Origin of the sequence: Sporofaciens musculi, from assembly GCF_009830285.1 — a bacterium.
GTDB classification, from domain to species: domain Bacteria; phylum Bacillota; class Clostridia; order Lachnospirales; family Lachnospiraceae; genus Sporofaciens; species Sporofaciens musculi.
In genome coordinates, this window is the sequence record NZ_WUQX01000001.1 from 1749682 (window position 1) to 1762167 (window position 12486).

Genomic DNA, 12486 nt, shown 5'->3' on the forward strand with positions numbered 1-12486 from the left:
AAAATCCCGTGTTATAATATTTGTTATGAAAATGTTGAACACGTTGACGAGACGAGTAGACTGGGAAAGGGATGTCAGAGAGAGAAGTCATGGGCTGAAAGCTTCTTATTCCGGAACCTTTGCGAAAACTACCTCTGAGTGGCTGCAAAACAGTCCGGTGATTCCGTTATCATCATGAATGAAGTGGCTTCGGTGCATTTGCCGGAGTAATTAGGGTGGAACCGCGAGAATATCGTCCCTTACAGTGAGGTTAAGCTGTAAGGGACGTTTTGTTATTTGCAGAAAGGAGGCTTATGTTGGGTTATGAATCAGAAAAAAGAGTGGGAGCCTTATGAGCATAAGGTACAATATTATGAGACTGACCAGATGGGAATCGTTCATCATTCCAACTATATCCGCTGGTTTGAAGAAGCGCGGACGGATTACATGGAAAAGATGGGTATGGGATATGACCAGATGGAGGCGCGGGGCATCTTAAGTCCGGTGCTTTCTGTGGAGGCAGACTACCACCAGATGGTCCGGTTTGGCGAGACGGTGACAATCGAGACGTTTATCAAGGAATACAACGGGATTCGGCTGACTGTGGGCTATGAGGTGATTGACCAGAAGAATCAGAGGCTTTGCTGTCGGGGAACGACCAAGCACTGTTTTCTGGACCGAGAAGGGAAGTTTCTGTCTCTGAAACAGGCGTGTATTGAATATCATCAGATGTTTGTACAGGGACTTGAAGATCACAAGGATAAATAAACCAGGGAGGTATGAGATTATGAGAATTACATTGAAGGACGGTTCCGTCAAGGAATACGAAGGCAGCAGGTCGGCGCTTGATATTGCAAAGGATATCAGCGAAGGACTTGCAAGAGCAGCCACCAGCGCTAAGGTGAACGGCGATATTGTGGATTTGAGGAAGGAGATTTCAGAGGACTGTGAGCTTGAGCTTCTGACCTTTGACTCTGAGGATGGAAAGGGTGCGTTCTGGCATACCACCTCTCATATCATGGCTCAGGCTGTGAAGCGTCTGTATCCGGAGACAAAGCTGGCAATCGGGCCGTCTATTGACAATGGCTTTTACTATGACCTTGACCGTGAGACTCCGTTTGTGGCTGAGGATTTGGAGAAGATTGAGACAGAGATGAAGAAGATTGTAAAGGAGAATCTGTCCATTGAGAGATTTACCAAGTCCAGAGAGGATGCCATTGCATATTTTAAGGAAAACGGCGAGCCTTACAAAGTAGAGCTGGTGGAGGACCTTCCTGTGGGTGAGGAGATTAGCTTCTATCGGCAGGGCGAGTTCGTTGACCTGTGTGCGGGCCCTCATCTTTTGTCAACCAAGAATGTGAAGGCTGTAAAGCTTACAAGCCTTGCAGGCGCATACTGGCGCGGCAGCGAAAAGAATAAGATGCTTACCAGAATCTACGGGATTTCCTATCCGAAGAAGGCAGAGCTTGAGGAATATCTTAACAGGCTTGAGGAGGCGAAGAAGCGCGACCACAGGAAGCTTGGACGTGAACTGGGGCTGTTTATGATGTGCGACGAGGGCCCTGGCTTCCCCTTCTTCCTTCCAAAAGGAATGGTGCTTAAGAATACGCTGATGGAGTATTGGAGAGAGCTTCATAAAAGGAACGGTTATGTGGAGATTGCCACGCCGATTATCTTAAGCCGCCATCTGTGGGAGAATTCCGGACATTGGGACCACTATAAGGATAATATGTATACAACGGTGATTGACGAGGAGGATTTTGCTGTTAAACCTATGAACTGTCCAGGGGGGATGCTGGTTTATAAGTCTGAGCCTCGTTCATATAAGGATCTGCCCCTTAGGGCCGGTGAGATTGGCCTGGTGCACAGGCATGAGAAGTCCGGCGCCCTTCACGGCCTGTTCCGTGTAAGATGCTTTAACCAGGATGATGCTCATATTTTCATGATGCCGGAGCAGATTCGAGATGAGATTAAGGGTGTGGCAAGACTGATTGACGAGGTGTACAGCCTGTTTGGCTTCAAGTACCATGTGGAGTTGTCCACACGTCCTGAGGACAGCATGGGAAGCGACGAGGATTGGGAGATGGCGACAGAAGGTCTTCGGGGTGCGCTGGATGACTTAGGGCTTGACTATGTGGTCAACGAGGGAGACGGCGCGTTCTACGGTCCGAAGATTGATTTCCATCTGGAGGATTCCATCGGAAGAACCTGGCAGTGCGGGACGATTCAGTTGGATATGCAGATGCCTCAGAGATTTGATTTGGAGTATACGGGTGCAGATGGAGAGAAGCACAGGCCCATTATGATTCACAGGGTTGCATTTGGCTCGATTGAACGGTTTATCGGTATCCTGATTGAGCATTTTGCAGGTGCATTCCCCACCTGGCTTGCGCCGGTTCAGGTGAAGGTGCTGCCCATTTCAGAGAAGCATCTGGATTATGGCAAGAAGGTATTGAAGGAGTTAGAAGCCGCAGGAATTCGCGCAGAGATTGACGAGAGGGCGGAGAAGATTGGCTATAAGATTCGCGAGGCACAGATGAATAAGATTCCGTATATGCTGGTTGTGGGCGCCAAGGAGGAGGAACAAGAGTTGGTGGCTGTAAGAAGCCGTTTCGCAGGCGACGAAGGCCAGAAGGGAATCAGTGAGTTTATCGAGGCTGTGAAGGAGGAAATTGCCAGTAAGACTCAGCGGGAGATTGTGAAGGAAGATTAACTTATTCAGAATTTAAATGAAGGAAGTAAATCACAAAAATGGTTTACTTCCTTCTGAACCTTCTTGGTATGGAATATTTCACCTCTTTTTTAAATTTATTTATATCTGTATTAAAATGGCGTTCCATACAAATCATAAGGCGTCACCTGGTACACATAATAGTTGAGCCAGTTGGTATAAAGGTTATTGGCAGTAGCCCGCCAGGTAAGCAGCGGCTTATTCTGCGGATTATCATCTGTATAATAATTCTTCGGAATCTCAATAGGCAGACCCTTCTTTAAGTCCCGCTTGTATTCGCCGTCCAGCGTCACTCGGTCATACTCAGGATGGCCCATGACGAAAATCTGGCGGCCGCCTTTTGCCATAGCAAGGAACAGCCCCGCTTCCTCGGATTCTGCCAGTATGGTCAGACGTTTTTCAGAACGAATCTTGTCCATGGGCACCTCCGTATGGCGGGAGTGGGGAGCAAGGAACACGTCGTCAAAGCCCCGAATCAGGGGAATCTTGCGGTTCATTACCTTGTGCTTAAAGATTCCGAATACTTTGTTCTCTACAGGAACCTTGTCGATTCCGTAGTGGTAGTAGATGCCTGCCTGTGCGCCCCAACAAAGGTGCAGGGTGGAGGTTACATGGGTCTTGCTCCATTCCATGATTTCCTTTAATTCCTCCCAGTAGTCAACCTCCTCAAAGGGCATCTGCTCCACCGGTGCGCCGGTAATGATAAAACCATCGTATTTTTTATCTTTTATCTCGTTAAATCGGTGATAGAACTGGTTTAAATGGCTGGTGGGCGTATTCCTGGACTCATGGGTGGACACTGTGACAAAGGACACGTCCACCTGAAGCGGTGTGTTTGACAGAGACCTTAGAATCTGAAGCTCTGTGTCTTCCTTGAGGGGCATCAGGTTAAGCAGCCCGATTTTAATCGGGCGGATATCCTGATGGGTGGCCCGATGCTCGTCCATGACGAATATATTTTCATGTTCCAGTATCTCCTTTACCGGAAGATTATTTTGAACTCTGATTGGCATAGTATCATTCCCCTTTTCTATTTTGCTATTGTACATCCAAAGGCATGCCGCCATGTCTATTCGGCATTCTGTGTCTCTCCCTCTGAATGGTAGTAGGTTCCCTCGTCGTCCACATAACTCATGGTGTCATAGTATTCTGAGCCTGTGGGAAGGCTCTTTCTCTCCAGGTGATTGTTTACCAGCATCTGGACAATGTAGTAGAGGACGGCAAATGTTGGAACTCCCATGACCATCCCCACGAATCCAAATAAGCCTCCGCCGAGCAGGATTGCAACGATAACCCAGAAGGCGGACAACCCTGTGGAATTTCCAAGAATCTTTGGACCCAGGATGTTGCCGTCAAACTGCTGTAGCAGCAGGATAAATATGACGAAATATACGCCTTGAATCGGGTTGGCAAGCATAATCAGGATGGTGCTTGGTACTGCACCGATGTATGGCCCGAAAAACGGAATGATATTGGTAACGCCAACGATTACGCTGACCAGCATCACATAGGGCATCTTCAATATAGATAGCCCGACAAAGCATAAGACTCCGATAATTGCGGAATCAATTAATTTTCCTATAATAAAACCGCCGAAAATGTCGTTGCTCTTGGTGGTCAGATGGAGTACCATATTGGCATGTCTGGCGGAGAGGACCGCGTAAACACATTTCTTTGACTGGCGTACAAAGGTTTCCTTGCTGAACAGAATATAGATTGAAACAATCAGCCCGATTACTGCGTTGAAAATCTCGCTTACGATGTTCAAAACGCCCACCGTCAGGTTAGACATCAGCTCGTTTGCCTTCGCCATAAGGTCCGTACGCAGCCAGTCCATGAGCATATCCGTTCCCTCTTTGATAGCGGTCTTAATTAGTGTGCTGGTCGTTGAGTCATCCAGCTTCACTTCGCTTAGCTCAGAAACCAGATCGTCTAACTGTCGTGGCAGGGTAATCACCAGATTGCGGATGCTGGAATATAACTCCGGAATCAGCAGGTTACACAGTGTAACGATTAATACGAGAAGGAGTACGACCGCAGCCAGAATGCCGACTGCGCGGGAAACCTTCTCTGCCTGTCCTTTTTTCTTAAGCTTTAACTTTAGAAGCGGAACCAGATACTTGTCTGCCTGTTTTACGATTGGATTCAAAAGGTATGCCAGTGCGCAACCATAGATTACTGGTTTTAATACTCCAAATACCTCCTGAAATACATGGGAAATGTTCGTAAGCCGAAGCAGGGCAAAATAAAAGATGATGCTGGCAGCAATCACCAGGAAAAAGGTCATGCCGCGGCTGAACTGCTGGCGCAGCTTCGACGGGCCGCCTTTACCGAGACTTGGACGGCTGAAGTAATGAGCCTGCCGCTCTGTCTGTGTGTCGGTATCTGCCTGCGCAAATGTATCGGTTTTCTGTTGGCTGATCTCCTCACTTTTATCATTTACCAGATTCTCTGTTTTGGTTGTTTTGGCGCTCATATTATTACCTCTTCCCTTTGCAGATAATATTATTATACTATCGGGGTATATTTGCGTCAATCATAAAAACAGGATATAATTGGTTCGTGAAAATGAAAAAGACAAGCAAAAAGCAATGGCTTCTTACTCGTCTTTTTTGTACTTATTTTGGGCAGACTAAGCTATTTGCAGCCGCAAGTAAACGTTGCGCACTCTGTCTGGTCACAGTGGCAGGCGCTGCTTCCCTCTACGCTAATCTTTCCGGCATGGCACTTACATTCATTGTTGTACGTGCAGTCTGTAGCCTTACAGTCAATCGTGCTTGTGGGAGACGCCTCGCCGGTTACGTTGCTGTAGGAATCGCCTTTGCGCTCCTCAAAGCTGTCGCAGCAGGTCTCCTCGGCACGCTTGGCAGAGTTGCCGCCTACCACGATTCCATCCAAATCACAGTAAAAATTCTTGTTGTGGGTACATGTCTGTACGGTACATCTTAACTCTGGCATAATCTTACCTCCTAATATTCATAGATATCAAGACTTATTATGCCCGTTTTTTTATTTTTTATAAAAAATTATTTTAGATAATTCTGCGCGTATTCGATAAAAATCTTCATAGCCGGCGACAGATCGCCAGGCGATGCGACAGCTATTCCAAGCCGGCGAAGCGCGTAAGGCTTCAGAGGGCGCGCCTCAAAGTTCCCTGTTTTCCCCCGAAGAATTAACTCCGGCAGGATGCTGATACCAAGATTGTGCTCCACCATGGACAGGATCGAATAGTCATTGTGAGAAGTATATTTGATATCTGGTGTCACACCTGCGGTCTTCAAGATCCGATGGACGTCGTTCAGATAAGTATAGTCAGACACAACGAAAGCAGAGCTCTCAAATAATTCAATCGGAACCTCATCATATGCGGCAAGAGGATGCCCCTTTGGCATTACCGCAAGCATGGGATCGTCATATAGGTGGATAAAATGATAGGAAGCGCTGTTCTGATAGCTGGTAAATGCGATATCCACCTTATGATCCCGAATCCAATCGGAAAGCTCGGCTTCATTTCCTTCTGAGATATCAAAATGAATTCCTGGATATTCTTTCCGGAATGTATGAATAATTCCAGGAATCCAGTGGATAGAGCAGCTTGTGTAGGTTCCAATCTTCAGCGTTCCTTTTCGCGCTCCCGTCAGAAAAGAAATCTCCTGATTCAAGGCTTCATTGGCGGCAAGGAGATATCTGATGGAGGGAAGAAGCGCAACTCCCTCCTTGGTCAGAGATACCCCCTGGTGTCCTTTGTGGAATAAAGGAAACCCCACTTCTTTTTCAAGGGATTTCATCATCTGGGTGATACCCGCTTGCGTATAACCCAACTCCTCGCCGGCCTTGGTAAAACTGCCAGAATCTACTACTGCAAGGAATACATTCCATTTTCTAAGCCCCATGGCTTTTATTCCCTTCTAAATTAAAATATCTTGAAAAACCTTAAATTACAGCTTGAATAATCCAAGGCCGCTTGCCACAGAGCTTATAAGAATGATAAACAGGAAAAGGGGCGCCACCCATTTAATCATTATGTTAAACATTCCTTCTGACCTAAAGGTTCCGTCTGTTTCCTTTACCTCATCAGCAATAGCCTTCGGTTTGATGACAAAGCCTACAAAAATACAGGTAAAGAGAGCCACAATCGGCATCAGTACGCTGTTGCTTGCAAAATCCATAATATCAAGGACGGACATTCCGTTCCAGCTTATGAAGCTTAAAGAACCGAAGCCCAGAGAGGAGGGAATTCCCATAATCAGCGCCAGTATAGCTACAAAAATACCTGTAAACCGACGTTTCCATCCGAATTTGTCCATGAATACGGAAACAATGGTTTCCATCAGAGAGATTGCGGATGTCAGAGCGGCAAAGAAAACCAGCATGAAGAAGATGGTTCCAATCACTCCTCCAAATTTCATGCTTGCAAATACTTTCGGTAGAGTCATAAACATAAGCCCTGGTCCGGCATTCAGCGCAGAACGGTCGCCGCCGGAGAATGCAAATACTGCCGGAATAATCATCAGTCCGGCCAGGAATGCAATCCCTGTGTCGAACAACTCAATCTGGCGGACAGAGCTTTCCAGACTGTCGCTTTTCTTCATATAAGAACCATAAGTAATCATAATACCCATGGCCAGTGACATGGAATAAAAAAGCTGTCCCATTGCCGCCAGGATGGTCTTTATGGACACATCCGCCATATGAGGCTTAATGTAGTATATCAGCCCTTCCATAGAACCCTTAAGCGTCAGCCCGTACACGGAAATGATTATGGTAAGCATTACAAGAATAGGCATCATGATCTTGCTGACCTTCTCGATTCCTTTTTCCACACCGCATAAAACTACAACGGCCGTAAGGGCCAAAAAGAGAAAGAACCATCCAATGGGTTCACCCGTACCGCTAATAAAGTCTGTAAAATAGGTGTCGCTGGCTGACTCCTTAACGCCTCCTGTGACGAATACGGTAAAATACTTCACCACCCATCCCCCGATTACGGAATAGTACGGGAAGATGATAACTGGAACGATGACTGCAAGAATCCCCAAAAAGTTGAAACGTTTGTCCAATGACTGGAATGCGCCGATGGCGCTTAAACCCGTCTTTCTCCCCAATGCAATCTCTGCAATCATCAGCGTAAAACCAAAGGTGACTGCAAGGATTAGATAAATCAGAAGGAACGTGCCTCCGCCGTACTGGGCGGCAAGGTAGGGAAACCTCCAGATATTGCCAAGCCCGACTGCGGAACCTGCGGCGGCAAGAACGAATCCAAGCTTGTTAGAAAAATTACTTCTGTCTTTCATATTAACCTCCTCAATTCATGTTTCATTCCAAAAACAGATTATGCTCTATTATTACATGAACGGACAATATTTTCAAGAATATTTTTTAAGCAGGAAAAATAACATTTAACACAGAAAAAACCACGTTTTAAGCAGAAACTGTTGATTCTTTTTCTAAAAAAGGTAAAATATCCTCATATTATATATGAGATGGCCATCTTGGAATGTAGTGAAAAAATAGAAGAGCGAGGGATAACAAATGGAAGAAAAGAAAAAGGGATTTTCGATATCTCTTACGACGCAGATTCTGCTTGCAACGGTTGGCGGTATTCTGTTTGGTACGTTTATCGGACCGTGGGCGGCGAATTTAAAGTTTATCGGCGATATTTTTATTCGGCTAATCCAGATGTCCGTGGTACTTCTGGTTATGTCTGCGGTAGCGGCGGCGGTAGGAAGCGGCGACGGACAGGACGTAGGAAAGATGGGTTTCCACACATTTAAGTGGATTATCGCATTTACCATAGTTTCAGCAGGGTTCGGTGTGGCGTTATCCATGCTGTTTAAGCCAGGCGTGGGGATTGAGATTGCAAGCGCAGAGGATGTGGCAAATGCGGCGGTAGAATCATCCTCCCTTCAGGAAACGCTGTTAGGCTTTGTGCCCACCAATATTATCGGCTCCATGGCAGAGAGCGCAATGGTGCCCTGTATCGTGTTTTCACTGTTCTTTGGTGTGGCAATGGGCGCGTATACGAAGCAGAGTGGGAACCGCAACATGGTAGAGTGGGTGACAGGTCTTAATACGATTATCACCAACATTATTAAGACGGTTATGCATATTGCGCCAATCGGTATCTTTTGTCTGCTGGCAAATGTGGCCGGCTCTACGGGCCTTAAGGTTATTATTCCGATGATGAAGTTCTTAGGAGTGCTTTTGATTGGCGATGCAATTCAGTTTATGCTGTTCGGTCCCTTTACGGCGGCAATGTGTAAGGTGAATCCTGCTAAAATGCCGAAGAAATTCGCTAAGATGTCCATCATGGCCGTGACCACAACCTCAGGAGCCATCTGCCTTCCCACAAAGATGGAGGATGCCGTAACCAAATTCGGTATCAGCCGTAAGGTTGCAGATTTTACTGGACCGATTACCATGTCCATGAATAGCTGCGGGGCTGCACAATGCTATGTGGCGGCAATCTTCTTCATGGCACAGTCTACAGGAATCCAGATGACGGTGTACCAGATGGGAATGGCAATTCTGTTGTCCTGTCTAATGTGTATGGGAACCATCTCTGTACCTGGCGGTTCTGTAATCGTCTATACGTTCCTGGCGTCTTCACTTGGACTGCCCCTTGAGAGCATCGCGGTATTAATCGGTATTGACTGGTTTGCCGGAATGTTCCGTACACTGATGAATGTAGATGTGGACGTTATGGTTGGTATGCTTGTTGCAAGCAAGCTTGGCGAGCTTGACCGTGACGTATACAATGAGAAGAAGGAAGTCTCATATAATTAATTAAGGTTTCAAATCACTATTTGAACATACATATCTCTTTTAAGGAGCCAAAGGGCTTCGGAGAACCTCTGGGTATTGAAGGATATAGCCAGAGGTTCTTTTTTTGTAAAATATAGCTTAATATGGATTTTTGTTCATGTACAATGTCTTCTCCTAAGAGATTATATGCTGGACATTGTGACAGAGTTCGTGATAGATTATACCCAAAGGGCACACCGTAATACAAGGTATACCCAAAGGGCACACCGTAATGCATAAGATGAATAGTAAGGAGGGAGAACATGCAGGGAGACAGGCTGGTATTTGAATTGATTTTAAATATTGCCCTTCTGGTGCTGATTGCAAATCTGATATCCAAATTCAGGCTGATTCAGAAGCTCATTTTGCAGGAGAATAGAAGCCTTAAAAGCCAGGCGTTTCTGTCAGTGGTTTTTGGCGGGATGGTGGTTCTGTCAACGTATACAGGAATTGATATTGGCTCATACAGTCTAAATACACGGGTAATTGGTGCTATGGCGGCAGGACTTTTGGGCGGACCCATTGTGGGGCTGTATGCATCTTTGATTGGAGCCATCTATGTATACCTGTTTTCTGCTCATCAGGCATTTGCCATGGCGTCCGCATTTTCCACGATGATGTTTGGACTTTTAGGAGGCGGCTTCTACCCCTATTTTCAGCGAGGCAAATGGAAATACCAGGACTTGTTTTTGCTGACCTGTTTTGCCGAGGTGTGCGACATGGTGTGCCTCCTTCGGTTTACCGTTCCGGTGGAGATGGCGTTAAATACAATACTGGAGATTTCGCTGCCCATGATTCTTTTGAATGCCAGCGGAATCCTAATCTTTATTTCCAGCTTTAATCATATGTTTATCCAGCAGGACATCGAGCGGAGCCGCCAGCTTCAGCAGGCTTCAGGACTTGTGCGAAAATGTCTGCCCCTGCTGGTGAAAGGCCTTGAGGATTGTGACAACATGGAGAGGTTTGCCAAAACCATATTGGAGGAGACGGACTGGGCGGGGGTGGTTATCACCAGCAGAAGCCAGATTATTGCATGTGGGCAGAAGGAGATCGACAAGAACTTTCAGATAGGGGAGAAGATACCGGATATCGGGGTGCGGGTCATGGAAACAGGAAGGATGGAAACCATGTCCCAGGTGCCTTTGTCGAGTCCCTGGTATGAGTGGATGAAGGAGTATTCTTTAGTTGCGGCGCCTTTTATGATACGGGACCAGGCGGCAGGGTGTCTTATTGTGTGGGTGAAGAAACAGTGGGTGTTCCGTAAAAGTGAGTTAGAGCTTCACCAGCATCTGGTGGACTTAAGCTCCTATCAGCTTGCCCTCTCTGAGCTTGAACGTCAGAAGGATATGCGTCAAAAGGCGGAGTTTAAGGCATTGCAGTTCCAGGTAAACCCCCATTTTCTATTCAATGCACTGAATACGGTTTCCTGTGTTTGTCGGGAGAATCCTATACGGGCAAGAGAGCTTTTAATTATTCTTGCCAATTATTTTCGGTATAACTTGAACAGCGAGGCGTATATGGTTCCCTTTGAGAAGGAAATGGAGCATGTGCGGGACTATCTTGAGCTTGAGAAGGCAAGATTTGAGGAGAAGTTAATCATCACTTACGATGTTCCAAAAGATTTGGAGCTTGAGATTCCCACCTTGATTCTTCAGCCTATTGTGGAAAATGCTGTGCGCTATGGAATCAACCGAGAGGGAAAGCGGATCGTGACGATTTGTGCAAGGGAAGAACCAAAGGGATGCAAGGTATGCATCTGTGATGAAGGAAAAGGTATGCCAGAGGAGGTACTAAAGAAGCTGAAAAGCGGAGAGTCCATTGGGAACAGCGTGGGGCTTAGCAATGTGCACAAGCGGATGAAGAGTATCTATGGGGAGGAGAACGGGCTTCATATCACAAGCTCAAAAGAGGGAACTTGCGTTAAGCTGTGCTTTGGGGCTGAGTCCCTACGCAGGCTTTAGAAGGGGATATCCGTAGTTTACAAAAATGGAGGATGGGAAAATGAGAATCGCAGTAATCGATGACGAGAGGCCGGCAAGAAGTGAATTGAAGCATCAGTTATGGGAGCTGCTTAAAGATGCGCAGATTGACGAGGGAGAGAGCGGAGCACAGGCTCTTGAAATGGCGGGGGAGGTGTGCTATGATTTATTTTTCCTCGATATCAATCTGGGAGATATTAACGGGACGGTTCTTGTAAACGCACTTAAAAATATGCAGCCGGCTATGAAAATTGTGTTTGTGACAGCCTATTCGGAGTATGCTGTGAAGGCTTTTGAGCTTGAGGTAGAGGATTATATCATGAAGCCCTTTGATAAGAAACGCTTGGAAAAGATGCTGAAAAAATGTAAAATAACGAAGAAGGCGGAGAAGGGGACGGACAGCGTAAGACGGATTGCAATCAATACAGAGGGGAAGACGATTTTTAAAGAGGTGGGGGATATTGTATATATAGAGACCTATAACAGAGGATGTATGATTCATACAGTGGAAAATGATTACTTTGAAGGAAAGACCATAGGAGAGTTCGAGAAGAAACTGGGGGACATGGGATTTTTTCGGAGTCAAAAAAGTTTTCTCGTTAATCTCAATAAGGTGAAGGAGTTATTTTTGTGGAAGAATAACAGCTTTGCCATTAAGATGGAGGGATATGAGAAGGAGATTCTTCCTGTGGGGAGAGAGAAGATTAAGGTTCTGCGCCAGTTGCTTGGGGGCTGATGAAGTCAAATATTTTGAAGCCATGTTGTCAGATTGCATTAGATGAAATATTAAGGTAACAGTTCAGCCTGCAACCGCGCACTTGCTGCGCGGTTAGCAGCCAATGAATTGGAGCAGCTGGGAATCCGCCTCTTTGCCGCAGGCAAACTTTAAAATGGGCGGATTCCGTAACAGTGAAGCCGGAAGGCTGAACTGTTACATATTAAGACGAAAATGAGAAAACAGCTATTGACATCACAGGTCACATATGCTAAATT

Annotated in this window: 11 protein-coding genes; 6 read left to right on the plus strand and 5 right to left on the minus strand. The window is 46.2% G+C overall.

Annotated features, from left to right (window positions below; all coding sequences use genetic code 11):
- Positions 1-25: 25 nt before the first annotated feature.
- The 3 genes from GN277_RS08655 (at position 26) to thrS (ending at position 2692) form a co-directional block, all read left to right on the plus strand.
- Positions 26-178, plus strand: coding sequence for a hypothetical protein (locus GN277_RS08655; RefSeq protein ID WP_159750701.1), 153 nt, complete (start codon positions 26-28; stop codon positions 176-178).
- Positions 179-303: 125 nt separating this feature from the next.
- Positions 304-747 carry an acyl-CoA thioesterase gene (locus GN277_RS08660; protein WP_159750702.1) on the plus strand — a complete coding sequence of 148 codons (444 nt, stop codon included), beginning with the start codon at positions 304-306 and terminating at the stop codon, positions 745-747.
- Between the two features lie 19 nt (positions 748-766).
- Positions 767-2692: a threonine--tRNA ligase gene (gene thrS / locus GN277_RS08665; protein ID WP_159750703.1), complete on the plus strand. Its 1926-nt coding sequence runs from the start codon at positions 767-769 to the stop codon at positions 2690-2692.
- A 110-nt stretch (positions 2693-2802) separates the two neighbouring features.
- Here thrS and metA read toward each other — a convergent pair whose 3' ends face one another.
- The 5 genes from metA to GN277_RS08690 form a co-directional block, all read right to left on the minus strand.
- On the minus strand, positions 2803-3723 hold the full coding sequence (gene metA, locus GN277_RS08670) for a homoserine O-acetyltransferase MetA (protein ID WP_159750704.1): 921 nt from the start codon (positions 3721-3723) through the stop codon (positions 2803-2805).
- A gap of 56 nt (positions 3724-3779) precedes the next feature.
- Positions 3780-5186 (minus strand): AI-2E family transporter, encoded by a 1407-nt coding sequence (locus tag GN277_RS08675; protein WP_159750705.1) that lies wholly within the window; start codon positions 5184-5186, stop codon positions 3780-3782.
- 161 nt (positions 5187-5347) lie between these two features.
- Positions 5348-5668 (minus strand): DUF1540 domain-containing protein, encoded by a 321-nt coding sequence (locus GN277_RS08680; RefSeq protein WP_159750706.1) that lies wholly within the window; start codon positions 5666-5668, stop codon positions 5348-5350.
- Between the two features lie 68 nt (positions 5669-5736).
- Positions 5737-6603, minus strand: coding sequence for a LysR family transcriptional regulator (locus tag GN277_RS08685; RefSeq protein ID WP_159750707.1), 867 nt, complete (start codon positions 6601-6603; stop codon positions 5737-5739).
- A gap of 45 nt (positions 6604-6648) precedes the next feature.
- The gene (locus GN277_RS08690) at positions 6649-8004 is read right to left on the minus strand and encodes a sodium-dependent transporter (protein ID WP_159750708.1); all 1356 of its coding nucleotides are present in this window, start codon (positions 8002-8004) and stop codon (positions 6649-6651) included.
- Between the two features lie 238 nt (positions 8005-8242).
- Here GN277_RS08690 and GN277_RS08695 point away from each other — a divergent pair, with 238 nt between their 5' ends.
- From GN277_RS08695 to GN277_RS08705, 3 genes are all read left to right on the plus strand, one after another.
- The gene (locus tag GN277_RS08695; protein ID WP_159750709.1) at positions 8243-9496 is read left to right on the plus strand and encodes a dicarboxylate/amino acid:cation symporter; all 1254 of its coding nucleotides are present in this window, start codon (positions 8243-8245) and stop codon (positions 9494-9496) included.
- A 281-nt stretch (positions 9497-9777) separates the two neighbouring features.
- Complete coding sequence (locus GN277_RS08700) at positions 9778-11475, plus strand: LytS/YhcK type 5TM receptor domain-containing protein (protein ID WP_159750710.1); 1698 nt, start codon at positions 9778-9780, stop codon at positions 11473-11475.
- Between the two features lie 40 nt (positions 11476-11515).
- On the plus strand, positions 11516-12229 hold the full coding sequence (locus GN277_RS08705; protein ID WP_159750711.1) for a LytR/AlgR family response regulator transcription factor: 714 nt from the start codon (positions 11516-11518) through the stop codon (positions 12227-12229).
- Positions 12230-12486 lie beyond the last annotated feature (257 nt).

What these genes read in the sequence shown, in the direction of transcription:
- GN277_RS08655 (WP_159750701.1), top strand. Translation starts at nt 26, where the DNA reads ATGAAAATGTTGAACACGTTGACGAGACGAGTAGACTGGGAAAGGGAT.
- GN277_RS08660 (WP_159750702.1), top strand. Translation starts at nt 304, where the DNA reads ATGAATCAGAAAAAAGAGTGGGAGCCTTATGAGCATAAGGTACAATAT.
- thrS (WP_159750703.1), top strand. Translation starts at nt 767, where the DNA reads ATGAGAATTACATTGAAGGACGGTTCCGTCAAGGAATACGAAGGCAGC.
- metA (WP_159750704.1), bottom strand. Translation starts at nt 3,723, where the DNA reads ATGCCAATCAGAGTTCAAAATAATCTTCCGGTAAAGGAGATACTGGAA.
- GN277_RS08675 (WP_159750705.1), bottom strand. Translation starts at nt 5,186, where the DNA reads ATGAGCGCCAAAACAACCAAAACAGAGAATCTGGTAAATGATAAAAGT.
- GN277_RS08680 (WP_159750706.1), bottom strand. Translation starts at nt 5,668, where the DNA reads ATGCCAGAGTTAAGATGTACCGTACAGACATGTACCCACAACAAGAAT.
- GN277_RS08685 (WP_159750707.1), bottom strand. Translation starts at nt 6,603, where the DNA reads ATGGGGCTTAGAAAATGGAATGTATTCCTTGCAGTAGTAGATTCTGGC.
- GN277_RS08690 (WP_159750708.1), bottom strand. Translation starts at nt 8,004, where the DNA reads ATGAAAGACAGAAGTAATTTTTCTAACAAGCTTGGATTCGTTCTTGCC.
- GN277_RS08695 (WP_159750709.1), top strand. Translation starts at nt 8,243, where the DNA reads ATGGAAGAAAAGAAAAAGGGATTTTCGATATCTCTTACGACGCAGATT.
- GN277_RS08700 (WP_159750710.1), top strand. Translation starts at nt 9,778, where the DNA reads ATGCAGGGAGACAGGCTGGTATTTGAATTGATTTTAAATATTGCCCTT.
- GN277_RS08705 (WP_159750711.1), top strand. Translation starts at nt 11,516, where the DNA reads ATGAGAATCGCAGTAATCGATGACGAGAGGCCGGCAAGAAGTGAATTG.